General features: G+C 44.1%; 27 protein-coding genes. 13 read left to right on the forward strand and 14 right to left on the reverse strand.

Annotated elements, in window-relative coordinates; genetic code table 11:
• Positions 1–144 precede the first annotated feature (144 nt).
• Positions 145–1,878, reverse strand: coding sequence for a phospho-sugar mutase (locus JHD69_RS13525; protein ID WP_199140876.1), 1,734 nt, complete (start codon positions 1,876–1,878; stop codon positions 145–147).
• A 176-nt stretch (positions 1,879–2,054) separates the two neighbouring features.
• Between JHD69_RS13525 and JHD69_RS13530 the strand changes: the two genes are divergently transcribed.
• Positions 2,055–3,368, forward strand: a complete 1,314-nt coding sequence (locus JHD69_RS13530; protein WP_199140877.1) for an aspartate kinase — start codon at positions 2,055–2,057, stop codon at positions 3,366–3,368.
• Positions 3,369–3,376: 8 nt separating this feature from the next.
• On the opposite strand, the gene JHD69_RS13535 is transcribed toward JHD69_RS13530, so the two are convergent.
• A complete protein-coding gene (locus tag JHD69_RS13535) occupies positions 3,377–3,544 on the reverse strand; it encodes a hypothetical protein (protein WP_199140878.1) in 168 nt (55 codons plus the stop codon).
• 5 nt (positions 3,545–3,549) lie between these two features.
• Between JHD69_RS13535 and lysA the strand changes: the two genes are divergently transcribed.
• Positions 3,550–4,716: a diaminopimelate decarboxylase gene (lysA, locus tag JHD69_RS13540; RefSeq protein WP_199140879.1), complete on the forward strand. Its 1,167-nt coding sequence runs from the start codon at positions 3,550–3,552 to the stop codon at positions 4,714–4,716.
• Between the two features lie 90 nt (positions 4,717–4,806).
• Here lysA and JHD69_RS13545 read toward each other — a convergent pair whose 3' ends face one another.
• The 5 genes from JHD69_RS13545 to JHD69_RS13565 all read right to left on the reverse strand — a co-directional run bounded on the left by JHD69_RS13545 (position 4,807) and on the right by JHD69_RS13565 (position 9,757).
• A complete protein-coding gene (locus JHD69_RS13545; protein WP_199140880.1) occupies positions 4,807–5,019 on the reverse strand; it encodes a hypothetical protein in 213 nt (70 codons plus the stop codon).
• A 53-nt stretch (positions 5,020–5,072) separates the two neighbouring features.
• Complete coding sequence (locus tag JHD69_RS13550; protein WP_199140881.1) at positions 5,073–5,423, reverse strand: DUF1801 domain-containing protein; 351 nt, start codon at positions 5,421–5,423, stop codon at positions 5,073–5,075.
• Positions 5,424–5,496: 73 nt separating this feature from the next.
• Complete coding sequence (locus JHD69_RS13555) at positions 5,497–5,877, reverse strand: SRPBCC domain-containing protein (RefSeq protein ID WP_199140882.1); 381 nt, start codon at positions 5,875–5,877, stop codon at positions 5,497–5,499.
• Positions 5,864–8,542: a DUF3857 domain-containing protein gene (locus JHD69_RS13560; protein ID WP_199140883.1), complete on the reverse strand. Its 2,679-nt coding sequence runs from the start codon at positions 8,540–8,542 to the stop codon at positions 5,864–5,866. Before JHD69_RS13560 ends, JHD69_RS13555 begins: the two co-directional genes overlap by 14 nt.
• A 24-nt stretch (positions 8,543–8,566) precedes the next feature.
• Positions 8,567–9,757 carry an acyl-CoA dehydrogenase family protein gene (locus tag JHD69_RS13565; protein ID WP_199140884.1) on the reverse strand — a complete coding sequence of 397 codons (1,191 nt, stop codon included), beginning with the start codon at positions 9,755–9,757 and terminating at the stop codon, positions 8,567–8,569.
• A 127-nt stretch (positions 9,758–9,884) separates the two neighbouring features.
• On the opposite strand from JHD69_RS13565, the gene folB reads away from it, so the two are divergent.
• Together folB and JHD69_RS13575 are read left to right on the forward strand one after the other, a co-directional pair.
• The gene (gene folB / locus JHD69_RS13570) at positions 9,885–10,250 is read left to right on the forward strand and encodes a dihydroneopterin aldolase (protein WP_199140885.1); all 366 of its coding nucleotides are present in this window, start codon (positions 9,885–9,887) and stop codon (positions 10,248–10,250) included.
• 1 nt (position 10,251) lies between these two features.
• Entirely contained in the window at positions 10,252–11,652 is a 1,401-nt protein-coding gene (locus JHD69_RS13575) for an FAD-binding oxidoreductase (protein ID WP_199140886.1), read from the forward strand.
• 88 nt (positions 11,653–11,740) lie between these two features.
• Here the strand turns inward: JHD69_RS13575 and JHD69_RS13580 are convergent, their stop codons facing one another.
• On the reverse strand, positions 11,741–12,229 hold the full coding sequence (locus JHD69_RS13580) for an acyl-CoA thioesterase (RefSeq protein ID WP_199140887.1): 489 nt from the start codon (positions 12,227–12,229) through the stop codon (positions 11,741–11,743).
• 75 nt (positions 12,230–12,304) lie between these two features.
• On the opposite strand from JHD69_RS13580, the gene JHD69_RS13585 reads away from it, so the two are divergent.
• The 3 genes from JHD69_RS13585 (at position 12,305) to JHD69_RS13595 (ending at position 15,767) form a co-directional block, all read left to right on the forward strand.
• Positions 12,305–12,739 (forward strand): Hsp20/alpha crystallin family protein, encoded by a 435-nt coding sequence (locus tag JHD69_RS13585; RefSeq protein ID WP_199140888.1) that lies wholly within the window; start codon positions 12,305–12,307, stop codon positions 12,737–12,739.
• 335 nt (positions 12,740–13,074) lie between these two features.
• On the forward strand, positions 13,075–14,388 hold the full coding sequence (locus JHD69_RS13590; RefSeq protein ID WP_199140889.1) for a nicotinamide mononucleotide adenylyltransferase: 1,314 nt from the start codon (positions 13,075–13,077) through the stop codon (positions 14,386–14,388).
• Between the two features lie 413 nt (positions 14,389–14,801).
• Positions 14,802–15,767, forward strand: coding sequence for a glycoside hydrolase family 43 protein (locus tag JHD69_RS13595; RefSeq protein WP_199140890.1), 966 nt, complete (start codon positions 14,802–14,804; stop codon positions 15,765–15,767).
• Between the two features lie 49 nt (positions 15,768–15,816).
• Here JHD69_RS13595 and JHD69_RS13600 read toward each other — a convergent pair whose 3' ends face one another.
• Positions 15,817–16,254: a GNAT family N-acetyltransferase gene (locus JHD69_RS13600; RefSeq protein ID WP_199140891.1), complete on the reverse strand. Its 438-nt coding sequence runs from the start codon at positions 16,252–16,254 to the stop codon at positions 15,817–15,819.
• 120 nt (positions 16,255–16,374) lie between these two features.
• Complete coding sequence (locus JHD69_RS13605) at positions 16,375–16,866, reverse strand: YajQ family cyclic di-GMP-binding protein (protein WP_199140892.1); 492 nt, start codon at positions 16,864–16,866, stop codon at positions 16,375–16,377.
• Between the two features lie 212 nt (positions 16,867–17,078).
• Between JHD69_RS13605 and JHD69_RS13610 the strand changes: the two genes are divergently transcribed.
• The 3 genes from JHD69_RS13610 (at position 17,079) to JHD69_RS13620 (ending at position 20,723) form a co-directional block, all read left to right on the forward strand.
• On the forward strand, positions 17,079–17,663 hold the full coding sequence (locus JHD69_RS13610) for a hypothetical protein (protein WP_199140893.1): 585 nt from the start codon (positions 17,079–17,081) through the stop codon (positions 17,661–17,663).
• 113 nt (positions 17,664–17,776) lie between these two features.
• Positions 17,777–19,834 (forward strand): polyphosphate kinase 1, encoded by a 2,058-nt coding sequence (gene ppk1, locus JHD69_RS13615; protein WP_199140894.1) that lies wholly within the window; start codon positions 17,777–17,779, stop codon positions 19,832–19,834.
• Positions 19,835–19,838: 4 nt separating this feature from the next.
• Positions 19,839–20,723, forward strand: coding sequence for a Ppx/GppA phosphatase family protein (locus tag JHD69_RS13620; protein ID WP_199140895.1), 885 nt, complete (start codon positions 19,839–19,841; stop codon positions 20,721–20,723).
• A 20-nt stretch (positions 20,724–20,743) separates the two neighbouring features.
• Here JHD69_RS13620 and JHD69_RS13625 read toward each other — a convergent pair whose 3' ends face one another.
• The 4 genes from JHD69_RS13625 to JHD69_RS13640 form a co-directional block, all read right to left on the reverse strand.
• A complete protein-coding gene (locus JHD69_RS13625; protein ID WP_199140896.1) occupies positions 20,744–21,349 on the reverse strand; it encodes an alpha-ketoglutarate-dependent dioxygenase AlkB family protein in 606 nt (201 codons plus the stop codon).
• Positions 21,336–21,599 carry an Ada metal-binding domain-containing protein gene (locus tag JHD69_RS13630; RefSeq protein WP_199140897.1) on the reverse strand — a complete coding sequence of 88 codons (264 nt, stop codon included), beginning with the start codon at positions 21,597–21,599 and terminating at the stop codon, positions 21,336–21,338. The genes JHD69_RS13625 and JHD69_RS13630 overlap by 14 nt, the downstream gene beginning before the upstream one ends.
• Before the next feature lie 120 nt (positions 21,600–21,719).
• Entirely contained in the window at positions 21,720–22,433 is a 714-nt protein-coding gene (locus JHD69_RS13635; RefSeq protein WP_199140898.1) for a 2OG-Fe(II) oxygenase, read from the reverse strand.
• Positions 22,434–23,282, reverse strand: a complete 849-nt coding sequence (locus JHD69_RS13640) for a methylated-DNA--[protein]-cysteine S-methyltransferase (protein ID WP_370583492.1) — start codon at positions 23,280–23,282, stop codon at positions 22,434–22,436. It abuts the gene before it with no gap.
• Between the two features lie 253 nt (positions 23,283–23,535).
• Between JHD69_RS13640 and JHD69_RS13645 the strand changes: the two genes are divergently transcribed.
• The 3 genes from JHD69_RS13645 to JHD69_RS13655 form a co-directional block, all read left to right on the forward strand.
• Positions 23,536–25,419, forward strand: a complete 1,884-nt coding sequence (locus JHD69_RS13645; protein WP_199140900.1) for a DUF7477 domain-containing protein — start codon at positions 23,536–23,538, stop codon at positions 25,417–25,419.
• A 20-nt stretch (positions 25,420–25,439) separates the two neighbouring features.
• Positions 25,440–26,075: a hypothetical protein gene (locus JHD69_RS13650; RefSeq protein ID WP_199140901.1), complete on the forward strand. Its 636-nt coding sequence runs from the start codon at positions 25,440–25,442 to the stop codon at positions 26,073–26,075.
• A 118-nt stretch (positions 26,076–26,193) separates the two neighbouring features.
• A partial coding sequence (locus tag JHD69_RS13655) for a hypothetical protein (protein WP_199140902.1) occupies positions 26,194–26,776 on the forward strand: 583 nt, incomplete at its 3' end.

Here is a 26,776-nt window from a genome sequence, read left to right on the forward strand (position 1 = left end):
CCCCCCCCCCCCCCCCCCCCCCCCCCCCCCCCCCCCCCCCCCCCCCCCCCCCTTTTTTAGATGTGTATAAGAGACAGCCTTGAGATAGTTTTAAAGAAAAATGCCGGGTCGGTGTCCGGTATGATGTTTCTATAGGACTTTATTTTACGCCTGCAGATCCTCCATAATGGTTTTGATCTTGGCATTGAGTTTTTCTTCCGTTTCCTTAAAGGCGGCTTTGTTGGCCAAGGGCTCATTTACGCTGCAGTAGAACTTGATTTTAGGCTCAGTGCCACTCGGACGGGCCGAAATAATGCTGCCGTCGGCAGTAATGAACTGCAATACATCCGATTTAGGGAAACCTAATTCCTTGCTCGATCCGGCCTTAATGTCGGTTTCCTTGTTCAGTTCATAGTCTTTGAGGGTTACTACGTCAGAACCACCCAATTTGGCAGGCGGGTTGTTCCTGAATTTCTCCATCATGGCCTTGATTTCTTCGGCTCCGGTTTTGCCTTTTTTGGTGATTGATACCAAATCTTCCTTGTACATACCATAAGTAACATACATATCGATCATAGCTTGGTATAAGCTGCTGCCTTTGTCTTTGTAAAAAGCAGTCATTTCGGCAATAAAAGCACAAGAAACCACCGCATCCTTATCCCTTACCAAATCGCCTACCAAATAGCCATAGCTTTCTTCGCCACCGGCAATAAACGTTTTTTGGCCTTCTAAACTGGTCATTACCTGGCCAATCCATTTAAATCCGGTTAAGGTGTTGAAATACTCTACGTTTTTGGCATCGCAAATGGCTTTAATCAGGCTGGTGGTTACAATCGTGCTCACTACATATTCTTTGCCCGTTAACTTGCCTTTTTCCTGCCAAGCAGTTAAGATGTAGTTGATGAGCAAGCTTCCCGTTTGGTTGCCGTTAAGCAATACAAATTCGCCATCGTTGTTTTTTACGGCAATACCCACGCGGTCGGCATCCGGGTCGGTGGCCAATACCAGGTCGGCATCAATTTCAGCCGCTTTTTTCAGGGCTAACGTCAAGGCCTCCTTTTCTTCGGGATTAGGATAAACCACGGTAGGGAAGTTGCCGTCGGGCTTGCTCTGCTCTTCTACAATGGTTACATTGGTAAAGCCAAACTGCGCCAAGGCTTTGGGTACCAGGGTAATCCCCGTTCCGTGGATGGGAGAATATACGATTTTAAGGTCGTGCTCACGCTGAATGGCGTCTGGCGAAACCGAAAGCGCAGTGATTTTATCTAAGTAAAGCTGATCGATGGCTTCACCAATCAGTTCGATATTGCTGTCTACACGTTCAAATTTTACTTCGTCAATGTTTTGGATGGCGGCTACTTCGGCCATCACCATTTTATCGTCGGGCGAAGTAAACTGGCCGCCGTCGTGGCCATAAGCCTTATAACCGTTGTACTCTTTTGGGTTGTGCGAGGCCGTGAGCATTACACCGCTTTTGCAGCCTAAGTGGCGAATGGCAAAAGAAAGCTCAGGCGTTGGCCTCAAAGCTTCGAAAAAATAAACATGGATGCCGTTTGCCGAAAACACATCGGCTGTAATTTGGGCAAAGTAGTCAGAGTTGTTGCGGCTGTCGTGTGCAATGGCTACACTGATTTTCTCGTCCGGATATTTTTTGTTCAGGTAATTGGAAAGCCCTTGGGTGGCTGTTCCTATGGTGTACTTGTTGATCCGGTTAGAGCCTGGTCCCATGATGCCACGCAGGCCTCCGGTGCCAAATTCGAGGCTTTTGTAAAAAGAGTCGGTCAGTTCGGTAAAAGCTTCGCTATCAAGCAACGATTGGATGTTATCCTTGGTGGCCTGGTCGTAATTGCCCTTAAGCCATTGATTAATAGTGTTTAATGTAGATTGTTCTAGTTGCATACACAAATCTGGTTGATGTTTGATATAAGACAAAACAAAATTAAAATTGTTCGTTCTGGGTTAAAACGCTTCATAGTCAGAATTTTATTTTGTGAGTTTAGCGGAAATTAGCCGTCTTTTCTTTAATTTCACGCCCCGTTACAATATTAAGAAAAATACCTATTCTAAAAATTAAAATGAAAATATTAAAATTCGGAGGCACGTCTGTTGGAAGCCCTGAGCGCATGAAAAAACTGTTGGATATCATCAATCCGGCAGAGGAGCAAATCGTCGTATTATCAGCCATGTCTGGTACTACCAATAGTTTGGTTGAAATTTCAGGAAAGCTGCTCAAGGGTGATAAGAAGGAGGCCATCGAATTGATCAACAGCCTGCACCAAAAATACAACGAAGTGGTGGAAGAGCTTTTACCGGCAGGCGATTTTAGGGAGCAGGGACAGGAAGTAGTCGATTATCATTTCAATTTCCTGACCGGTTTGTCCAACGATCTGTTTACCCATATCGAAGACAAAGTGGTATTGGCGCAAGGCGAGTTGTTGTCGACCACCTTGTACCACATCTATTTAAAATCCATCGGCGTGCCATCGGTTTTGTTGCCGGCACTCGATTTTATGAAAATAGACGAAGACAACGAACCCGATATTCCGTTTACCACCGCCCATTTAGCCCCGTTGCTAGAGAAACATAAAGGCAATCAGCTTTTCATTACCCAAGGCTTTATTTGTCGCAATAGTTTTGGCGAGGTAGACAACCTGCGCCGTGGTGGCAGCGACTATACCGCCTCTTTGCTGGGTGCTGCCATTATGGCCGAAGAAGTGCAGATCTGGACCGACATTGACGGCATGCACAACAACGATCCCCGTATTGTAAAAGGTACCAAGCCCATTTCGCACCTGTCGTTTGACGAGGCGGCCGAGCTGGCTTATTTCGGTGCCAAAATCCTGCATCCGCAATCGGTTTTTCCGGCACAGAAATACAAAATTCCGGTTCGTTTGCTCAATACCATGGAGCCTAAGGCTGCAGGAACGGTGATCAGTACCGAAAGCGAAAAAGGAAAAATCAAGTCTATCTCCGCTAAAGATGGCATTACGGCCATCAAGATCCAGTCGAGCCGCATGTTGTTGGCTTATGGTTTCTTGAGAAGGATTTTCGAAATCTTCGAGCGCTTTAAAACCCCGATTGATATGATTACCACCTCTGAAGTAGCCGTATCGTTGACCATTGACTTTACGGACAATCTGGATGAAATTGTAAAAGAACTGAATTCTTTTGGCAGCGTAGAGATTGATAAAGACCAAACCATCGTTTGTGTAGTGGGCGATTTTGGTGCAGAAAAACACGGCTATGCGGCCAAGGTGCTGGATTCGATCAAGCATATTCCGGTAAGGATGATCTCTTACGGTGGTAGCGCCTATAACATTTCGTTGCTGGTAGGGACCGAAAACAAAACCGAAGCTTTAAGAAGCCTGCACGACCGTATTTTCGAATAATCGATGCCTTACTTGAAGAAATAATAAACAAAAATAATAAACAACAAAAGCAGGATAGAAAGCCTGACCCTTCTTTCAAATTCGCGTCGTGTGATGTTTTTTACCCGATAATCGAGGTAATTGATGGCATATATGCCGGCTAGGAAGATGAGGAATACTGTGAATAGAAATTTCAACGATGATGTTTTCCGATAAAGATAGAGCACATTTTTCTAATTTAGAAACGCCGTTTTATTATTACGACCTTAATTTGCTGCAAAGCACTTTAACGGCCTGTGCAACAACGGCCAGCGCTTATCGGTTTCATGTGCACTATGCCATGAAAGCCAATTTTAATCCTAAGGTCTTAGCCAAAATCAAAGATACGGGCTTTGGCGCCGACTGCGTGAGCGGGGGCGAAGTGAAAAAAGCCATCGAAGTGGGCTTTGCCAAAGAAAAAGTGGTGTTTGCCGGCGTGGGCAAATCAGACAGGGAAATTAACGATGCCCTTGACCTAGATATTTTTTGCTTCAATGTCGAATCGATCCAGGAACTGCAGGTCATTAACGAGCTGGCCGAAAAGAAGCAGAAAAAAGCCAAGGTGGCTATCCGTATCAATCCCAATGTAGACGCGCATACGCATGCCAATATTACAACCGGGTTGGACGAGAATAAATTCGGCATCAATTCGTGGGATATGCCGGCCTGTGCCAATATCCTGAATATTTCGGCCAATTTAGAGTTTGTGGGAATCCATTTTCATATCGGCTCGCAGATTACCAATTTAGATGTTTATAAAAACCTTTGTACACGTGTAAACGAATTTGCTGCCTGGTTTGAAGACCATGGCTTTAAAGTGAGCATACTTAACGTGGGTGGGGGGTTAGGCATCGACTATTATCATCCTGATCAACAAATTCCTGATTTTGAGGCTTATTTTAAGATTTTTGCTGATTTCTTGGAAGTAAAACCTTACCAAGAAGTACATTTTGAACTGGGTAGGGCATTGGTAGGACAAAGTGCTTCGCTCGTTTCGAGAGTGTTGTATGTGAAGAATGGCAAAAAGAAAAATTTTATTGTGCTGGATGCCGGCATGACCGAGCTGATGCGACCGGCTTTATATCAAGCCTATCACAAAATAGAGAATATATCACAAGCTAAAATCGAAAATCAGCCGGCTAAAATCAAATACGATGTAGTTGGACCAATTTGCGAAAGCACCGATTGCTTTGGCAAAGAAGTAGAATTGCCAGAAAGCTTCAGGAATGACTTGATTGCCATTAGGAGTGCTGGTGCCTATGGCGAAGTAATGGCATCGCATTATAACCTGCGCGAAACCATAGCCACGGTTACCAACGAAGACTTGTAAGCAAATACACTTGCGAAGTTTTAAAACTTCGCAAGTGTATTTCAATAAATTTCGAAATCAAGTGGGCTCCTAGTTCTACACCTTCTACCTTTACTTCTTCTTTGATCCTACAAAAACAACGACGCCTGCAATCAGTACAATGCCGCCTACATAAGGAGGCCAGTTTACGGTTTTTTGTTTGTCGGCCGAAACCTGAATTGGGCCAGCGTCTATCACTTTTTCTTTTTTGGTATAGGTGAAACCTGTCCACGCCAGCATGATAATACCTATGATCATTAAAATAACTCCAATTGTTCTTCCCATAATGTAATTAGCTTAATTAATTAGCTATAGAACAGTTGGAAGCCGTTAAGGTTTTATTTATTACGAATGGCGATGGCCTGGGTTAGGATATCGCTGATGTATTGCATAGGTAGGTCTGCGTTGGGGTCAATAGGCAGGATTTTGATTTTGCTCCTGTTTTCTTGGATCAGTGCAGGATGGCTCATCAGGCTGCCATCCATAAAACCAAGGTAAGGTTGCCCGGTTTTTTTGTCTATCCGGGTATAACAAAACATTTTGCCTTTGTAGTAAAAGAAGGGAAAATTGAATTTCCATTCTTTGGTAATCTGCCGATCGTGACCAGCGATGACGTCTCTGAGCGCGAGCAGGCAGCTTCTCAGCGGTTCATCCTTACTGAGGTAGTATTTGTCGAGCTTGCTGATCATGGTCAATGGTTGGGGTCTAATAGCGGCAGGCTATAGTAAATAGCTAACCGCTAAAATCGCTTTCTAGACCAAGCTATTCATTTTCGAAAAAATCGGCAAGCCCGCCTAGGAAATATTCTTGAATGCCTTCGGTAAAATCCTCAAAATCCTCATCTGGAATGTTGGTTTGCCTAAACTCCAATGATGTTCCCTTGCCATCGGGATGCAATTTGATGGTTACGATAGAAGGTTCTCCATCGCCAAAATACCATTGCTGTACAATTTTCTTGTTGGGTTCAAACTCCAGGTTTTTGCCTACGATATCGCCATCCCAAAAAGAAAATTCGGTGTTCGGCTCTTCTGTAAACTCTACTTCGGCACCAGTCCATAGCTGGATGCTCTGTGCTTTGGTCAAGGCCAAATAAACCTCGTCTGGCGGTGCAGGCAGAGGTTGGTATTTTTTAAAGTCTTTCATTGTTTTCTTGTTGTGTTTGTTCGTTCGCTTTTGGTATGCTTTGTCCCTCTGGGTTGGCCATTGGTACATTAATATTACGCGAAAGATCCATAATTAGTGCGTTACGCCATTCGGAGGCTGGGTAAGTAAATACAAAAGTCTGTTTTACCCTGCTCGATTTAATAAAATAGGCAATCCAGAGCGTCGATATGATCAGCTGAAAAACAAGCGTTCTGATGTTTTTAAATACGTCGTAATCCAAAGTTGTTTTGGCATTCAGCATTGCAATTAAAATCACATCGATGAAAATAACCGCCAAATAAACCGTTCTGTAAATAATAAAATAGCTAGGAAATGACTTCATGCGTTTAAAGAACATAATCAGCATAAAAATGCTAAATACGAAAGCAAATACATTCATGATGCATTCGAAAATATTGGTCGCTTTATATAGCAGAGCTCCACTGCCGTTCAGGCTTTTGGCGATATCCCATGTGCTTTGGTCGAAAGTTCCTGAACTGAATATGGCAAAAAGCAACCCTATTGGCCCAGAAACCATACCTATGGCCAACAAAACCAGCCATCCCCCGATAGGCAAGGCGTTTTTGATTTCTTCCAGCTGATAGGTTCCCTTTCTGTAATACAAAAACAGGCCAAGTAAGGTAGCCAGAATCAAGGTAAACAGGCCTATTGCTACCATTAGGCCATTAACGTCGGCATTATCTGCGCTTGTAGCGCCGCCGCTCCAATACAAACTATAGCTGCTGTTGTTGATGATGCTCGTACGGTCCTTGATGTATTGTTGGATAGCCGTTGCGGGAATCTCTTCGGCCAGGTTGCTGTAGTCGTAATCGAAAGTGAGTGTATCGCCTTCATGCCTGATATCGTATTTAAAACTGTAGTAAGGCTGGCTGATATCTCCCTTTTCGTCGTCCAGTTTCCATTTGTCAGGCAAAATCACTTTTAAGGTCTGATGGACATTTAAAGGATATTTGAGCGCCATTGGAAAATTTCTGGTCCTGTTTAGTTTTCTCAACTCGCCCGATATCAAGTCGCCATAGAAATTGGCATTGAATTTTGTGGGTGTTTCTGGGTCTTTCTGCCAAAAATTCTCTATCTCATACTTTTCGACCAGCTTAACGACATTATTTTTCTCATCGTCGATGATTTCCATGTTTTTAACCGATACAATGCCTGGATAGAATTTGGCATAGTACGCCGCAAAGTTTTTTTCCAACTCGTCGGCACCTGAGGAACTGATTTCGCTCCGGATATCGTCGGCACAATTGGCTGTGTAAGTTGTTCTGATTTCGAACTCAGACTTGCTGCCGCCTAAAGTATCCGACAGTTTAATGGTCGACTGCGAATTGATTTTTCCTTTGGGATTGCTTTTAACCAACTCGAGCCTGTCGTTGCCCGGTTTTACCACCAGTACATTGGCCGTATAAGGAAAGTAAATGTCTTTAATTGGTCCACGCTGCTCGGAAATGGTAGGGTCTATCCAAATTTTCCGCCCTTCAAATTCAACCACAACTATGGCATGGTTAAATGCACCAGGTGTAGGCAACAAGTTTGTAGTTTTTTCTTTGAGGTAGGTGCTCAAATAAACGGGGTAAGCCGTAATGCCATTTGATTTGAGCAGGTTGATCAATAAAATGGATTTGTCTTTGCAATCGCCATAGCGTTGCTTCAGTACTTTTTCAGGCGAATTGGGCCGATGCGAATATTCGCCCATCTCTATTCCCATATACCTTACCTGATCTTGCACAAACCTGGTAGCTAACTCTAAATAAGTTGTCGCATTGCCTTTTGCTGCTTCTTTGAGCTCTTTGACCTTGCTGTTGAAAGCAGGCGCGGCGCTGAGGTCGTAGGCATTGATTTGCAGGGCCCAATCCACAATGTCTTTCCAGCTTTTGTATTCGCTTACCTGCACGCGACCCAAAGGATCATACCACGTTGGCTCAAAATCCTGTGTTTGGAAGGTGTTGGTGAGCTGGCCTTGCCATTCGTATACTTTTAAATCGCCTTTGGTTTTCGTTTTTAATGCAGGTACCTTATTGTAGTTCCTGAACTGGAGTGCCCGATTTTTGTGTGCGATGAGGTTGGTATAAATGTTCACAATTTTGCTGCCACCCTCAAAATAGAAATGATTGTAATAATTATTGCCAAAAACAGGGTTCTCTCCCTTTAAGGTATAGGCATATTCGATGCGGTCGCCTTTTCTTACATCGTCTAAAATAAGGTAGGCATTAAAAGTGCCGCTATAAATAAATCTCGAAAGCTCCTTTTCGTTTTGAATAATCTTGAAAGCACTGGCTTTGAGCTTATCGATGGGCTGGTTATTGCGCCAAACGATTACTTTATGGAAAGTGAGCTGCTGGTAGGAGGGGTCGTAGGTTACACTGATTTCGGAACCGTTTTGCGCACCATTATCAGCAGCAATTTCCCTCATTAGGTGGGTGTACTGTTGCTTGGTTTCTATATTTTGCTGCAACTCGTACAACGACAGGTAATAGCCGCCCTGAATATCCCTACTGGCTAGTTTTTGGTCAGAAACGGTTATTTTCTCGAGCCATTCGGGTTCTTTTTTATCAACAGAAAAGCCTTGCCGTTGGGCAAAGCTAGTTAGGTTTACAAATATTAATAGGGCTGCAAGTAAGACTTTTCGAGGCGTAATATTTAGCATTAGTTGTTAAAGGTAGGTGGTTTTTTATTTAAAGGCGTTTAATCCGGTTACGTCCATACCGGTAATGAGTAGGTGTACATCGTGCGTACCTTCGTAGGTGACCACCGATTCGAGGTTCATCATGTGGCGCATAATCGAGTATTCGCCGGTAATGCCCATGCCACCCAACATCTGGCGTGCGTTGCGGGCGATATCCAAGGCAATTTCCACGCTGTTGCGTTTGGCCATCGAAATTTGTTCGGCACTGGCCCTGTTTTCGCTTTTCAACATGCCCAATCGCCATACCAGCAATTGGCCTTTGGTAATTTCGGTAATCATTTCGGCCAGTTTCTTTTGTTGCAACTGAAAGCCTCCAATGGGCTTGCCAAACTGGATACGCTCTTTCGAATAACGCAGCGCAGTGTCATAACAGTCCATAGCGGCGCCCAAGGCACCCCAAGCAATGCCGTAACGGGCCTGGTTGAGACAACCTAACGGACCTTTCAATCCTCTAATATCTGGAAACACGTTTTCTTTGGGAACCTTCACGTTGTCGAATACCAATTCGCCGGTAGCCGATGCCCTTAGGCTCCACTTGCCATGGGTTTCTGGCGTGGTAAAGCCTTCCATGCCGCGTTCCAAAATCATGCCTCTTATTTTGCCTTCCTCGTCTTTGGCCCAAACCACGGCAATATCGGCAAAAGGCGCATTGGAAATCCACATTTTGGCGCCGTTCAGTACAAAATGGTCGCCTTTGTCTTTGATGTTGCTCACCATGCCGCCGGGGTTAGAGCCAAAATCAGGCTCGGTTAAGCCAAAACAGCCCATCAGTTCGCCCGTGGCCAATTTGGGGAGGTATTTTTTGCGTTGTTCTTCTGTGCCGTAAGCATAAATAGGGTACATCACCAAAGAACCCTGCACCGAAGCTGTCGAACGGATGCCCGAGTCGCCACGTTCAATTTCCTGCATAATGATTCCGTAGGCCGTGTAATCAAGTCCGGCGCCACCATACTTAACCGGAATGGTCGGTCCAAAGGCGCCAATTTCGCCAAGCCCTTTGATCAGGTGTTTGGGAAATTCGGCACGTTGTGCAAAATCCTCGATAATAGGGCTCACTTCTTTCTTTACCCAATCTCTTACCGTTGAACGGATTAGCAGATGTTCTTCAGATAAAAGTTCGTCCAATTGGTAATAATCTGGTGCTTCGTAAAGGTCTTTTTTGGCTGATTTGTTCATGCTTTACACTATATTTGGTTATACGATGTGATGAAACCAAAGGTAATAATTTAAAGAATTGAGTAGTTAAAACCGTTCAAAAAATTAATTTTGCCCAGTATTTGTTGCTTTAAATCGTTTAAACCTCATGTTTGTACAGACCGTAGCCTTAAGAGACGTCAAATTTTATGCTTTTCACGGGTTCTATCCCGAAGAACAGCTCATCGGAAACCACTTTTTGGTAGATGTTGAGGCTACATTTGTTCCGCAGGAAGGCCATACGGAAGACCTGTCCAATACCGTAAATTACGAAGTAATAAATACCATAGTTGGGTACGAAATGCAGCGTACCCAAAAACTGCTGGAAACGGTAGTCAAAAATATCATATCCACTTTGATCGAAACCTATCCATTTGTGCAAACCTTAACGGTGGGCATCAGAAAGCTGCACCCGCCCATGCCTGGCGAAATAGGCCATTCGTTTGTTCAGTTAAGTTATACTTCGCCCCAATAAAATGCAATACACTCCAATTACCAGTTCAATTTTAGCCGCTATTGAAGAAGCTGTTGGCGCAGCTAATGTTTTTGTGGATCAAGAATCGTTGCAGCACTATGCGCACGACGAAACCGAAGATCTTCGCTATTTTCCGGAAGTAGTGGTTAAACCCAAAGATACGGCCAGTATTTCGGCTTTGCTTAAACTGTGCAACGAAAACCATGTTCCGGTTACGCCAAGAGGCGGAGGTACTGGATTAAGTGGTGGCGCCTTGCCGGTTTACGGAGGCGTTTTGCTGTCGATGGAGCGTTTCAATTCGATTATAGCCATTGATACGGAAAACCTGCAGGCTGCGGTTGAGCCTGGGGTAATTACCGAGGTGTTTATGAACGCCGTTGCTGAAAAAGGCCTGTTGTATCCCGTTGATCCGAGCAGCAAAGGCTCTTGCTTTATTGGAGGCAATGTAGCGCATGGTTCTGGTGGACCAAGAGTGGTGAAATACGGAACCATTAGGGAGTATATCCTTAACCTGGAAGTGGTATTGGCCAATGGCGATGTGATTTGGACGGGTGCCAATACGCTTAAATATGCCTCGGGCTATAACCTTACCCAATTGATGATCGGCTCTGAAGGCACGTTGGGTGTGGTTACCAAGATTGTAACCAAATTAATTCCGGCCAGTACCCAAAGTGTGCTCATGTTGGGTTCTTTTGCCACCAACGAATCGGCCTGTGCAGCGGTTTCGGCTATTTTTAGGGCCGGCATTACACCATCGGCTTTAGAGTTTATGGAACGCAAGGGCGTGGAGTGGGTTATTCAGTTTGACGACATCAAGTTTGATCTTCAAGATGGAGCGAATGCCTTTTTGATGATCGAGTTTGACGGCGATGATTTGGATACGATATTCAAGGATTGCGAAAAGGTAAACCTGGTGCTCGAAGAACACGGCTGTACCGAAGTGCTCTTTGCCGATACTGCTCAGCAAAAAGAAGATTTATGGCGCATGCGCAGAACCATGGCCGAGTCTGTGAAGTCTAATTCGGTTTATAAAGAGGAAGATACGGTGGTGCCAAGGGCAGCTTTGCCTCAATTGATCAATGGCATTAAGGAAATTGGAGGCAAATATGGTTTTGAGAGCGTTTGTTATGGACATGCTGGCGATGGTAACCTGCACATCAATATCATAAAAGCCGGTATGAGCGATGAAGACTGGAAATACAAGCTCAAAGACGGAATTGTAGAAATATTCGAACTGACTACGGCCTTGGGAGGCACTATTTCGGGCGAACATGGCATTGGTTTGGTACAAAAAGACTATATGCCCATTAAGTACAGCGAAATCCATTTGAACCTGATGCGCAATATCAAAAAGGTTTTTGATCCGAACGGAATTTTAAATCCTGGTAAAATGACGCCTTGATTCGGTTGTCAGTTTCCGATTTCCAATTTCCAGTTGACGGGTGACTAGTGCTCCAATCAGCTAATGAACCAGTGACGCCAATGGACAATTATACCGAGAGCTGTTCAAATTCAATCATTTTGCTTCTTTCTTTGTCTGGTATGGCGGTAGGGCTTTTGGTGGCATAGTCAAAGGTTACGCATACCGTTTTGCCTTTGCTGCACAGGATTTCCTTTCCATTTACGGTTTTAACAATCAGGTATTCGAGATCGAAGCTCTTGTTGCCTATTCTTGAAGTGCGTACATACATGCTCACTTTGTCTTCCAGGAAAATAGGGGCAATATAGTCTATCGAAGCCTGGCCTATCACTACATCGGTGCTTTGCCAATCCCAGTTAATCGCATGTTTCCAGTATTTGGTGCGTCCAATTTCCATATAAGTAAAATAGATGGCATTGTTGACATGGCCCATCACATCGAGGTCGGCAAAACGAAGCTCGAGGTTCGTTTTGTACTTGAAACTGTCGAGATTACCGAATTTTTCTGACTTTTTGTCTTGTTGTTTTTCTTTTTTACGCCAAAATGTCTTAAAAAACATAAATATAAGGTTTGGAATAGGGTTTGAATAAGGACAATTATAATTTGAAATACAAAATAAACGGAGGAATATAAAATGACTTTAGTAAAATTCAACAACAAAACCAGAAACACCGCACCTTATTTTAACAATGTATTCGACTCTTTGTTTAACGATGCCTTAAATAAAAACTATGGCGTAAACAAGGTGCCTCATGTAAACATTTACGAAGGTGCCAACGAATACAAAATCGAATTGGCGGCTCCAGGCTTGAGCAAGGAAGATTTTAAAATCGATTTGAAAAAAGACAACCTTTCGGTTTGGGTAGAGAAAAAGACCGAAAATACCGACGTGCAAAAAGATTTCACCCGTAAAGAATTTGAATATACCTCATTTGCAAGGTCGTTCGTGTTGCCAGAAGGCGTTGATGCCGACCAGATTACAGCAACTTATGTGGATGGCATCTTAACCATCACCATTGGTAAAAAAGACGAGGCCAAATTGGCACACAAAGAAATTGTAGTTTCATAATACAATAGTTTGATTTTGAGTTTAAGGTTGATAAGGGCGCACCGGATGGTGTAGCCCTTATCTTTTTTATTGGCCTGCTCGTTGTGCCAACTTGATCTGGAGTGTTGTATAAAAAAAGGTCCTTCAGCTTCGGGCTTCCGGCTATTGCTTGAGCTTTTAGTCGTTTTCCTTTCTCATGGACATCAATAAGGGCGATACCCGGACATCCTGGAAATTGCGGCCTTAAAACTTCAGTTTTGAGCTTTATGCGCTCAGCATTCTGCGTTCCTTTCGGTTCTGTGTATTTAGAACCGTTATTAGTTGATTTTCGGCGTAATTTCTTATATTTTTGCAGCATGGAAAGAGAAATCCTTGATACCAAACGTAAAGCCTTAAAAATAAACCTCAACGAACAGATTTACGGCACGTTTGCAGAGATAGGAGCCGGGCAGGAGGTGGCCCGAAACTTTTTTACGGCAGGGGCGGCTTCAGGTACCGTTGCCAAAACCATGTCGGCCTACGACATGACTTTTAGCGATGCCATTTATGGGGCAGAGCCATCCGGGCGCTATGTGAGCCAAAACAGGCTGCAACGCATGCTCGATCATGAATTTGGCTTGTTGAACGAACGCCTTTCTGGCGAAAAATATGAAAGCCGTACCTTCTTTGCTTTCGCCAATACCGTAACTACCCTCAATTTTAAGCGTACAAACGAACCCCATGGCTGGATAGGAATCCGTTTCCAAACCGAACCTGGAGGCTTGCCCAACGAGATCTTTTTCCACGTGCGCCTGCTCGATACCGATGTGAATATGCAGCAACGCGTATTGGGCATTATTGGCGTAAACCTGGTTTATGCGGCGTTTTATCACTTTGAAGACCCTAAGCTGATGATCGAATCGCTGGCAGACAACCTTACGGTCGGATCGGTAGAAATTGATCTGATTTCGGTAAAAGGACCTGCTTTTGGCGAGGTGAACAATATTCTGCTCAACCTGTACCTGATCATGAAGGATTTTTCGGCAGCTGCGATTTTTGACGCCGAAGGACATCCCCGCCAGGCCAAAGACCTGCTTTACAAAAAGGATATCATGATTTTGCGGACCAAATATGGCCAAAAGTCCAACCCCAACTTTAATCTTTTCAACAAAGCTACCGAACAGTTTATCCGTACCAACGATGTGGAGCCGGGCAATTTGAGCGTGTTGATTGAAGTGTTGCTCACCAATGTACTGACCGACGAGCAGGAAACGCCCGACGATATCGACCTGGAAGCCGTAGCCAAAAGGGCCGAAGACATGTGCAATACCGGTAACTTGGTTATTGTGTCTAATTTTACCCGCCACAACAGGTTGGCCAAGTACCTGGATCGTTGCCGACCAAAAAGCGTGGGGATTTCGACCAATATCAACAACCTTAAATTCGTATTCAACTCGACCAATTTTGGCGAGAACTACTCTAGTCAATTATTGGCTTATGTAAGCGACATGTTTACCAAGAACGTAAAGCTTTTTGCCTATCCATTTATGGACAAAAAAAGCAATACGGTAATTACCACGTGTAACATGCCCGTAACACCAGAAGCCAAGCCTCTATTCGATTTCCTGTTGGTTAATGGCTATATCACCGATATCAAAGACTACAGCGAAGAAGATGTGAAAACAGCTTAGAAGATAACATCGCGTACCTGAAATCAAGCATACATAGGCCACAGATGACCAGATTTGTTTGGTGAGAATGTTGTTGATTTACCTAATAACGCCCTATACTTAACCCAATTAACGTCGGGCAGGCCCAATCCGTCCATCTTTTTGGCCAAGTCCATCACACTACGCAAATCGCTGTACGCACTTCGATGAATATAAGTTACAGATTAAAAATCCTGTTGCTCGCTTAAACTATATTAAGCCATAGATTAACAGATTTATTTGGTGGGAATGGATACGCCTAGCCCAATTACCCTTGGGCCGGTCTAATCTGTGGCTCACCGCACTACGCAAATCGCTATACGCACTATTATAAAATATAAGTTACCAATCGAAATTCTGTTGTTTGCTTAAATAGGATGTCGTATCTTGGTAAAATGAGACTAAATCGATTTATCATTGCTCTTCTTTTCGCATTCCCAGTTTTGGTTAATGCCCAAACTTCCGGCAATCCTGTTTTTCCAGGATGGTATGCCGATCCAGAAGCCGTTATCTTTGGCAAAACCTATTGGATTTATCCTACCTATTCGGCCAAATACAGAGAGCAGGTTTTTATGGATGCCTTTTCGTCTAAGGATTTTATTACCTGGACTAAACATCCGCGCATTATCGATACGGCTGCCGTTAAATGGGCCAAAAAGGCCATGTGGGCGCCTTCCATTACCCAAAAAGACGGCAAGTACTATCTGTTTTTTGGTGCCAACGATATTCAAAGCGATCAAGAAGTGGGCGGCATAGGCGTAGCGGTAGCCGATAAACCCGAAGGCCCGTACAAAGACCACCTGGGCAAGCCCTTGGTCGATAAGTTTTACAACAAGGCACAGCCGATTGACCAGTTTGTGTTTAAAGATAAAGACGGGCAGTACTACCTCATTTACGGAGGCTGGTCGCATTGCAATATAGCCAAGCTGAATAGCGATTTCAGTGGTTTTGTGCCTTTTGCCGATGGCACTACCTTTAAGGAAATTACCCCAGAGGGCTATACAGAAGGCCCTTTCATGTTCATCAGAAACGGCAAGTACTATTTCATGTGGTCTGAAGGCGGCTGGACGGGTCCCGATTATTTTGTGGCCTATGCCGTGGCCGATTCGCCGATGGGACCTTTCAAACGCGTTGGCAGAATATTGAAGCAAGATCCGGCAATAGCCACTGGAGCAGGCCATCATTCGATTATGCACGATGCCAAGAAAGACTTATGGTACATTGTTTACCACAGAAGGCCATTGGGCGAAACCGACGGCAACCACCGGGTTACCTGTATTGATTTGATGACTTTTGACAAAGACGGGATGATCAATCCGGTAAAGATTAGCAAAGAAGGGGTGAAGAAGAATAAGTTGTAGGCTAGAGAGCTAAAAGACTAAAGCTAAAAGGCAATAGACCAAAGGCTTTTTACTCTCCATAAATATTTGGCACTACAATAGCCATTTGTCTTTCGGGATTTTCGAGGGCTTTGAAACCGAACTGTTCATAAAGTCCGTGGGCGTCTAAAGTCGCTAGGTGATAGCGTCTCAAGCCTTGCAAATCGGGATGAAAAAGCATCAGCGACATCAGTTTTTTAGACAACCCTAAGCCTCGGTAATCGTTTTTTACATAGACATCACAGAGGTAGGCGTAGGTAGCCTTGTCGGTTACCCAACGTGCAAAGCCTGCCTGGGCTCCGTCTTTATAAATGCCAAAACAGAGCGAATTTTCGATTGCCCTTTTAACGATCTCGAACGGAATGTTTTTGGCCCAATAAGATTCCTGGCTCAGGTATTGGTGTACCGCTTTGATGTCGACCAAATTCCTGTCGTCCGAAAAAATAAAGCCATTTTCTTGAATTTCCATGTTTGAGAAGGCGGAAGGTTAAAGGGATGAAGGTGAAATGGGAAATAGAGAATAGGTAAATCAGGGAATAGTTCTTTTAACCTAAAACGTATAACCTACAACTCATAACACACAACTCAATTAATTCCTCATGTTAATGAACTGTAGGGGCTGGCCAAAATCCTCGCCACGGCACAAAGAAATCACGCTCTGCAAATCGTCGATGTTTTTGCCTTGTACGCGAACTTGATCATCCATCATAGAAGCCTGCACCTTGAGCTTGCTGTCTTTGATTTTGGCAACGATTTTCTTGGCGGCTTCCTTGTCAATCCCCTCCTTGATCTTGATCTCTTTTCTGATCATATTGCCCGATGCGATATGTTCTTTTCCAAAATCCAAACTTTTAGGATCTAAATTTTGTTTCATCATGCGAGAGATGATCGAATCGGTGATGGCTTTTAAGCGCATGTCATCTTCGGTTACAATGGTAACCTGATTGGTTTTTTTATCCAAGTCGATGGTGCTTTTAGAACCGTTGAAATCGTAGCGGTTTAAGATCTCTTTTTTGGCATTGTTGATGGCATTGTCTAAGGTCTGCGCGTCTACTTTGCTTACAATATCAAAACTGGGCATAGGGTTAGCTTTAGTTAAAGAAATTAGTTAGATTTAATACATCAATAAGATGAGGCTACAAAAAACGCTAAAAAATAGGTGAAACCATCATGATTTTACAATAAAATCGAAAAAGATGGTCGGTAGCCGGTAAAAATCGGCAAATTTAGAGGAGCCAAAGATCTCGTAGATATAAATAAAAACAAAAAATACCTTACATAACTCCAAAACAAATGAAAGTCAGTAAAACCAAAGCTAAGAAAAAGACGGCTAAGAAAGTTGTCAAAAAACAAATAGAGCAAAGTTTAACCGAAAAATTCCTGGAAGCGGTTAAAGGCCTGGGCCATAACGCCGAACTTATTGCCGATGATATCGCCAAGGCCAGTAAGGTAGCGGCCAGAAAGCTCTCTAAAAAGTTTAAGGAAGTAAAGGAAACCGTAGCGCATAAAATAGAAGACTTGAAAGCGCCCGAAGTTGCAGCACCGGTAAAAACCGCAAAAAAAGCAGTGGCCAAAACGGTTAAAAAAGCAACCAAGCCAGTTGCAAAGACTGTTAAAAAAGCCGTAGCCAAGGCAAGCCCAGGGGTAAGCAGCGTAAAAGTAGAGAGCATCGCCAGTGCACAAAAAGTGGCGGCAGCCATGACAAAGCCACCGGTAAAGCAAACCACAGTTCAACCCAAAGCTACGGAAAGTAAAACAGCTGCCAACAAGGCCAAAGATACGCAAAAGGCAGTGGTAAAGGCAGTTACCAATAATCCGGTAAAAAAAGTGGCGGCCAAAGCCATCCCCGCCAAGAAAAATACCACGGCCAAGAAATAGCCTTGGTTAATTCTTTTGGAGAGATTAGTTTATAATTAACACTAACTTAACACTGAAATTCGCAGATTTGAAAATCCGCTGATCAATTCGGGGGATTTTTTTGATTCGACTACATGGCTAAAAAAAAGCTACCATTTTTAAATAGAGAGATCAGTTGGCTATATTTTAATGAAAGAGTATTGCAAGAGGCTGCCGATGAGACAGTTCCTTTAATTGAGCGCATTAAATTCCTGTCTATCTTTTCTTCTAACCTGGAAGAGTTTTACCGGGTAAGGGTAGCAACGCTAAGTCGTTTGGTTAACCTGAACGAAAAAGCCAAGGCCTTACTGGGCTTTAACCCCAAAAAGGTGCTCAATGAAATCAAAAACATTGTAGTAAAACACGAGCGTAAGTTCGAAGCCCTGTTTCAGGCTACTTTGATCAACGAGCTGGCCCAAAACCGTATTTTTATTTTAAACGATACCCAGCTGAATGTGGCCAGGGGCGAGTTTGTAAGGAACCATTTCAGGGACAAGATCCTGTCTAACCTGGTTCCGATCATGATCGATCTGAACGATCCTTTTCCTGAGCTCAAGGACCGCTATCTTTATTTTTTTGTAAGACTGAAGAAAAAAGGGGCCAAGAAGGGCGAAAAGTATGCCCTGATTGAATTGCCCGAAAACCTGCCCCGCTTTTTGGTGCTGCCAGAAACCAACGGACTAAAGTTCATCATCCTGGCCGAAGACATTATCAAATATTGCTTAGATGATATCTTTTATGTATTCAACTACAACCAGATCGAAGCTTTTTCCATCCAGCTTACCCGAGATGCCGAATTGGATATAGACAAAAACGTGAGCGATAAATTTATCGAAGAGCTCAAAAACAGTTTGGATAAACGTAGAAAAGGAAAGCCGATGCGTCTGCTGTACGATGCCGAAATGCCTTTCGAAATGTTGAGCGTTTTGGTCAACAAGATGAAAATAGAAGCCGAAGGCCTTATTCCCGGCAACCGCTATCATCGTTTCGGCGATTTTATTGCTTTTCCTAACGTAGGCTCGAGCGATTTGGAGTATGCGCCCACCATTCCGTTAAAAGTTCATGGCCTGCATCGTACCGAAAGTATTTTCAATAAGCTGCACAGCAGGGATTACGTGGTTAACCTGCCTTACCAATCGTACGATTACATCATTCTGTTTCTAAGAGAGGCGGCCATCGACCCTAAAGTAACCGAAATCAACATTACGCTGTATCGTTTGGCCGAAAATTCGAAGGTAGTCAATGCCCTGATCAATGCTGCCAAAAACGGGAAGAAAGTAAATTGCCTGGTCGAGCTGAAGGCCAGGTTCGACGAAAAGGCCAACATTTTTTGGACCAACCGCCTGATGGAAGAAGGCGTAAACGTAAACTATGGCCTCACCGATTACAAGGTGCACTCTAAAATTTGCCTGGTTAAGCGCATGGAAAAGGGCAAGGCCGTTTATTACGCCAATTTGGCCACCGGCAACTTTAACGAAAAAACTGCCCGCATTTATTGCGATCATAGCATATTTACCGCCAAGAAAGAAATTACGCAAGATCTGCTCAAACTGTTCAATGCCTTGAACAAACGTACGGTGGTTAAGGATTTCAAACACCTGATTGTATCGCCCTTGGAATCCAGAAACAAAATGTATGCGCTTATTAATCGCGAAATGCGTTTTGCAAAAGCCGGCAAGCCGGCTTATATGATTTTAAAGGTCAATAGCCTGGCTGATGAGGGCATCGTGCAGAAACTGTACGACGCCAGCAATGCGGGTGTACAGATCAGGCTGATTGTGCGCGGCATTTGCTGCCTGGTTCCCGGAATACCTGGTTTTAGCGAAAACATCACGGTAATCAGCATTATCGATAAGTTTTTGGAACATGCCCGCGTTTTTATTTTTGGCAACAATGGCAAGGAAGAAATGTTCCTTTCGTCAGCCGATTTAATGAGCCGCAATTTCGAACACCGGGTAGAGGTAGGATTTCCGGTACTTGACGAGAGCGTAAGGCAGGAAATCAGGGATATTATCGAATTCCAGTTGCAAGACAATGTAAAGGCCCGCGACATTACCAAGCTAAACAATAACAAATACCATAAAAACCGTTTGAGCACCAAAATAAGGGCTCAGGTTCAAACCTATAACTACCTCAAAAACAAACACCAGTAAATCCATGCTAAGATACGCCGCCATCGATATAGGTTCTAATGCCGTTAGACTGCTCATTGCCGACATTACTCAAAACGAAAAGGGTTACGGATTTAAGAAGAATACCTTGGTTAGGGTGCCTTTGCGCCTAGGCGACGATGCTTTTTTGGATCACAAAATCTCGCCGAAAAAAATCGACGACCTGATCAAAACCATGAGCGCCTTTAAAAACCTGATGGACGTTTATCATGTGTCTTCGTATTTGGCTTGTGCAACTTCTGCCATGCGCGAAGCCGAAAACGGGGCAGAGATTATCAAAACCATCAAAGCCAAAACAGATATCGATCTTGAAATTATAGAAGGGCAACGCGAGGCGAATATCATCTACTCCAACCATATCGAACAAAACCTCGATAGCAAAAAAAACTACCTCTATATTGATGTAGGTGGTGGCAGTACCGAGCTTTCGGTGTTTGTAAACAAGCAACCCTTGGCTTCTAAGTCTTTCAATATTGGTACCATCCGCATTTTGGATAACCAGGATAAGGACGAAACCTGGGACGAAATGAAAGACTGGGTAAAGGCCAATACCAAAGACCTGAAAAATCTGGCCGGCATTGGTACCGGAGGCAATATCAACAAGCTTTTCCGCATGTCGGGCGAAAAAGAAGACCTGCCGCTAACCTTTTTAAAGCTTAAAACCATGTACAACGAGCTGAATTCGTATTCGTTGAAAGAGCGCATCAGCCTGCTTAAATTGAACCAAGACCGGGCTGATGTAATTATTCCGGCCTGCGAAATCTACCTCACCCTGATGAAATGGACGGGCATTAAGCAAATTTATGTGCCCAAAGTAGGTATGGTTGATGGAATTATCAATTTGCTGATCGAAGAGAACCTGGAATTGTAAAGCGGCTTCGCACCGGCATCTTAAACAATCATCCTGAACGTAAGGTTGACCCTGGCCCTGTTCACCAGTTTGGTAGGGGGCAACCGATGCAGCCAGTGGGTTTGTGTGGTGCCTTTCATCACCAGTAAACTGCCGTTTTCTAATAATAGCGATACTGTTTCCTTGCTCTGCTTATGCTTGAAGGCAAATTTGCGTTCGGCACCAAAGCTTAAAGAAGCAATGGCTCCGTCTTTTTTCAGGTCCTTTTCTGCGTCGCTATGCCAAGCCATCCCCTCATCGCCGTTATGGTAAAGGTTAAGCAGGCACGAATTGAATTGTTCGCCCGATTTCTCCTCAACCAAGGCTTTAAGTACCAGCAATTCGCTTGTCCAGGGCAATGCCTTTTTGGTTACTTTAGAGTAGGTGTATGCAAAAGGCTTATCGCCATACCAGGCCACCTTGCGTTTGGTTAAAATGTGTTTGCCATAAATGATGGCTTCGTCATTTTTCCAGTCGATGTTTTGCAGCAGGGCCTGAAAGTACTCGTTTGATTTTTGTGGCGATAAAACCCTGCCATAGTAATTAACGATGCCGTCTTTAGGCAACAAATTGGCTTCAGTATCGATTGAGGTGCTAAACAAGTCCATTTTTCCAGTTTTGGTAGTCGCGCAACAGGCAACGTGTGCAAGGCCGATAGCCCAAATTTACGGCTTCTGTTGCAGATTGAAAGAAAACACGGTTCTCGCTTTTCATTCTTTTACCCGATGGGCAGGTGAGCAATCCGTAGATTTTCAGTTTTTTATGGCCAGCCAGTTTGATATCGCCATTTATGCGCAATTCGGCCAGTTTTTTAAGTTGCGCATAAGGAGAATTTCCAAGAGATAAGTGTTCCTTCATTGGCTAATTAGAGGATTGGTTTATTGGTGAGTGTATTCGTGATCATTTTCTTCCCCATGCCTCCAAGGGAGACAGGATTTTATCCTAGCCCAACCATGGACTATCAGCTATAGACTAAAACTAGCTAAGCGCATCGTGAAAAATGATGCCCAAGGTATGCCGTTCGCCATGATGTACTTCGCTTACGCCATGGCGCATAGCCGTACGGTAATAGCCCCTAGTGCCTTTGGTTGGCCTAAAATTAGTGGTGAAGGCAAGTATGTCGCCCCTTTTAGGCTTCAATACAATGGCTTTAGATTGTGCCCGCAGGTTTTGTTGGGTCAGCACAAATTCTCCACCTGTATAATCCTGTTCGGGTTCGTTAAGGAACAACAAAATCTGGATGGGGAAGAAGGTATCGCCGTAAAGATCCTGATGCAGGGTATTGAAACCGCCTTTTCCATATTTTAAAATCAGTGCTGTGGCTTTTTGTTGTCCGTTTTCGTGGCAGCTGCTTAAAAAATCTTCATGTTGGGCGGGATAATGGATGTCGATATTCAAGGCCCGCATCCAAGTATTGGCAATGGGCGCCAGCAATTGATAAAAATGTGTTCTTATTGTTTGGATAGCTTCTGGCAAGGGATAGTCAAAGTATTTGTATTCGCCCAAACCAAAACGGTAACGTTCCATAACAACCGTTTTTCGGTAATGCTCTTTTTGGGGATATAAATCAATTAAATCTTCACACATTTTAGCCGATAAAAGCGTTGGGATCAAGGCATAGCCTCGTTCGTTCATGTCTTCCGTCAGTTTGTTGGCATTGATATCCGCCAGTTTTTTCAGTAGACTTTCCATTTAGTTTGCCGTTTCTATTTGTGCGGCTTCCCAACCCAGCATGGCGTTTTTCCTGATCTGCCCCCAGTGGTATTGGCCAAAATGACCCGACGATTGGATAACGCGGTGGCAGGGAATGAGAAAAGCAATCGGATTGTCGCCAACAGCAGAACCGACAGCCCTCGAGGCATTGGGATGGCCAATGGCCTTTGCCAAATTGCCATAGGTGGTGAGCTGGCCAAGAGGCACTTTGAGTAGGGTTTCCCATACTTTGAGCTGAAAAGGCGTGCCTTTCAGGTGCAGTTTGATTTTTGAAGGCTCGCTCCAGTTCTGTTCGAAAATTTGCAAGGCTGATTCCTGTATTTCGTCCTTTTTGAGTTGATAACCGGCCAAAGGAAATTGTTTTTTCAGCTCGTCAAATGCTTGGGATTCATTATCGGCAAAGGCCATGTAGCATACGCCTTTTGTGGTGGAGGCAATGAGTAGCTGCCCGAATGGCGTTTGGGCGTAGCTGTAATTGATGTGCAGGTTTTCGCCTCCGTTTTTAAATTCGCCAGGGGTCATGCCTTCTACATTAACGAAAAGATCGTGCAAACGCCCGGTACCCGATAAGCCGGTTTGTAAGGCCACCTCGAACAAGGTAGACTGCTGGTCTTTCAATACCTGCTTGGCATAATTGAGGTTGAGATACTGCAGGAATTTTTTCGGACTTACCCCGGCCCATTCGCTAAACAATCGCTGGAAATGAAAAGGGCTCAGATTTACTTTTTCGGCCACCTCGTCTAAATCGGGTTGCGATTTGAAGTTCTCTTTCAGGTAGCTGATGGCTTCGGCTATGCGGTAGTAATTGATATGGGCTTGCGTATTCATTTTTCTCATTTTTTGATTACTCAAATTTACCTTATGCTGTGCTGGCCGGAAACCCGAAACTTGCTGACTTGAACTTTAAGCTGCCGTAAAATCACCCTCAAAATAACGCTTTTTTACGGTTAAGCATTACACAATGGCTGATTAATTTTGGATGTGATTGAGGTACAGACCCCGAAAAATACAAACTAGTTTGTATTTTATTTATTGAGGTGGGTGTCTAGCTTTGATTGTTTTAAAAACCTGTGTTACGCTCATGAAAAAGATATTTTATCTTTTGCTGGTTCTCGGCTTTGCCCAATTGGCCAATGCGCAGAATTGCCCTCAAGGTACGGTTCAATTAACCTTTAGTCCGGCCCAAAATGTACAGGTTGTGGCTTGCAAGCAAAGCGAGGTAAGCTTGGGCAAACAAAGTGTGTTTTGGGGCGTGAAAAACCTAACCAACGATAAGCTTTATGTGAAGTTTGTGAAAGTGGTAACCACCACTTGTGGCAAGGTATTAAGGTCTAACGGCGATACTTACCTTAAACCTGGCGAATTTGTGGGTGGAACTACTTTCTCTGGCGAAATTACCTTCGAAACACAAGTTTGGAAGGAAGATTGCAACGCACCGAAAAACCGTATCCAGTCTATTGCCTACGAAGGCCTAACGGTTCGAAATATTGCTGAGGAAGAACGTAAAAAGGAACAGCAGCAACGTACGGCCGATATACCCAAAACCAATCAGAGCCCTGCCTCGGCTCCTAAAACTGCCGTTAGCCAAGCTGCAGCGCCTGGTGGCAGTGCGCCTAGGCCACAAGAACAGCCCCGACAGCCACAGGTATCGCCACAGCAACTTGCCCAACAGCAGCAAAGGCAACAACTTGTACAGCAGCAGTTAAACCAGCTGAGCCAAAAAAGCCAGGCCCAGGCCAATGTAGCCAATAGTTTGCTGAGTGGCTTGGCTTCGGTTTTAAACAGCAGCCAGGTTAGAAATGCTAAGCGGAATATTGCATCAGACAACGACGAAAGGGATAGGAGGTTCAACGAGTTAAAAAATCTGTTGAAAGAAGGCAATGGCCATTTGATAGAATGCAGCAGCTGCGATGGCGAAGGATATACCGAATGCAGGGTTTGCGATGGCGAAGGAGAAAAAAAATGCTCGAGCTGCAATGGCAAAGGCGGAGAGACCTGTCCGGTTTGCAAAGGTTCTGGTAAAGGAGCTTTTAACATGGCCTGTACTTATTGTTTTGGCAAAGGCAGCAAAGACTGCCTGATTTGTGGCAATACGGGAAAAGAACTGTGTACCACCTGCAACGGCTTGGGCAAGAGATTTTGTACGTCTTGCAGTGGTACCGGACAAAAGTTTGAACGCGAATATGGGCAACCCAGTGAGCCTAGTCCGGCGTACAACCCTGTAGCTGCAGCGCCTACGCCCAGTTACAGCTCACCGGTTGCCAGGGTGGTTCCTTTTGAAATGCAGACTTTTCAACTCGATTTTAGTCAAGATTGGCTAAAGAAAAAATGGAACGAAGAGCAGTACAATATTACCAATATCCTGTCTAAAAACGGCAAGTATACTTTGGTCATGTCAACCAATTCAGGTTATACAGCACAGCTCTACCGTACCAAAAAAGCATTTCCTGCAGATACGATTAAGAAATATTGGGGTTTGGGCTACCATATTACCGATTTAACCGCCGACCCCACCAATGGCTGGCGAGTGGTACTTTCTAAAAACTCTGGGCTAAACGGCCAATCTTACAAATACGATACTACGATACCAGCTGCCTACATCAAGCAATATTGGGATAAGGATTATTACATTACCTCGCTCGCTTCAGATAAAAATGGAACTTGGGCAGTGGTCATGTCAACTGCAGCACCATATACCGCACAGTATTATCAATACGAAAAATCAATTCCAACCACATTCATCAAAACCTATTGGGACAAGAACTACTACATCACCAGCGCCACGGCGAATAAAGGAACATGGCTGGTAGTTGTATCGCAAACGCCCTTATACAAGGGTCAGGTTTATCGAATAAGCGATGCTTTTCCTGCCGACTGGGTAAAGGAATACTGGAATAAAGGCTATCGCATTACCACGCTGGCCGAATCGGGCAAATGGTTTGTGGTAATGTCGCTGTTTAACTAGGTAAATCAAAAAACATGAACATGAAAAAGATGTGGATAGGGCTGTTTATCGTAATGGCCATTTCTTGCAAAAAAGACAACAAGGAAGAGGAGCAGGCTGTGGCAACAGATCCTATCATCTCCTTTTACAATACCGATGCTGCCGTAGCCCTGCCGGTTAAGGTTTACATCGATGACCAGTTTGTGGGCAACAGCAATTCGGTATACATGCCGCAACATGTGCCTGATTGTGGCAAAATGGATATCAACTTTAAAGCATCGGCAGGCAATCATACTTTTGCCTTGGTAGCGAACGATGGCTATTTTACTACGGGTACTTTTAAAGCCACAGCCAATAGCTGCCTAAAGATCGAATATCGTGGCAGCAATTTTACCAGCATCAATTATGGGACAAAAAATGGCACGCTGAGCATTATGAGTGGCATTTTGAATGCCAATCCGATTGATGTGTGGATTGATAACAGCTTTGTAGGCCGATTGCAGAGTGCGGCCATTGCCTACAGGTGTGGCGAAAATAGGTCGGGGGTAGTAATCAGCCTGCAGTTGGCGCCTGGCACGCATACTTTCAAAGCTGTAGAAAGTGGTACGAATAGAACATGGACAGGCAGTCGTAACATCATTGCCAATGCCTGCCAGCCTTTGTCTTTTGGATTGTAATCTTTTGACTGGGCAAACAGAATGTATTTGATTTCTTAAAAGGCCGAAAGCTACTTGCAGCTTAGCAGTAATATTAGCAACACTAATTAAGCAACGATAATATAAATCTCAAAACAAAATGAAAAAACGCGTTACTTTCCTATCAATTATTGTTTTCATGAGTGCGATGTATGGTGCATTTGCCCAAGAACGCACTACTTCCAATTCCAGCACACAAAAGAAACAGGATGAACTGATGAAGGTGAACTATCAGCCTGTTCATTTGATTGCCAATATTGGCAAAACCGATGAAAATACCTATACCAACTTTGGGATTGAACTTAATGCTTCCAGACGGCTGATCAACTATGTGAATTATGGGGTAGGTTTGGCCTATTACCGTTTCGAATGGAGCAATAACGGTGGTTTTGACAATGTTCCCTATCCCTATGTGGCCACACAATCCAATTCTTTTGAACCAAGCGCCTTTTTATCTGCATACCTGCCGCTCAATAAAGTGTTGGGCAATGCCGATCGCAGCAGCGTGGGCTTCTTCCCCTATGTGAGTGCGGGTGCTTTTTTTAGAAGTTCAAGCATTAACACAGATACGAGAACTTCTACCACGTCGGGTACTACATCTTCTGCCTGTCTCTTATACACATCTAAAAAAGGGGGGGGGGGGGGGGGGGGGGGGGGGGGGGGGGGGGGGGGGGGGGGGGGGG

Source organism: Pedobacter sp. ASV12 (assembly GCF_016429155.1).
In the GTDB taxonomy this organism is placed as follows: Bacteria; Bacteroidota; Bacteroidia; order Sphingobacteriales; family Sphingobacteriaceae; genus Pedobacter.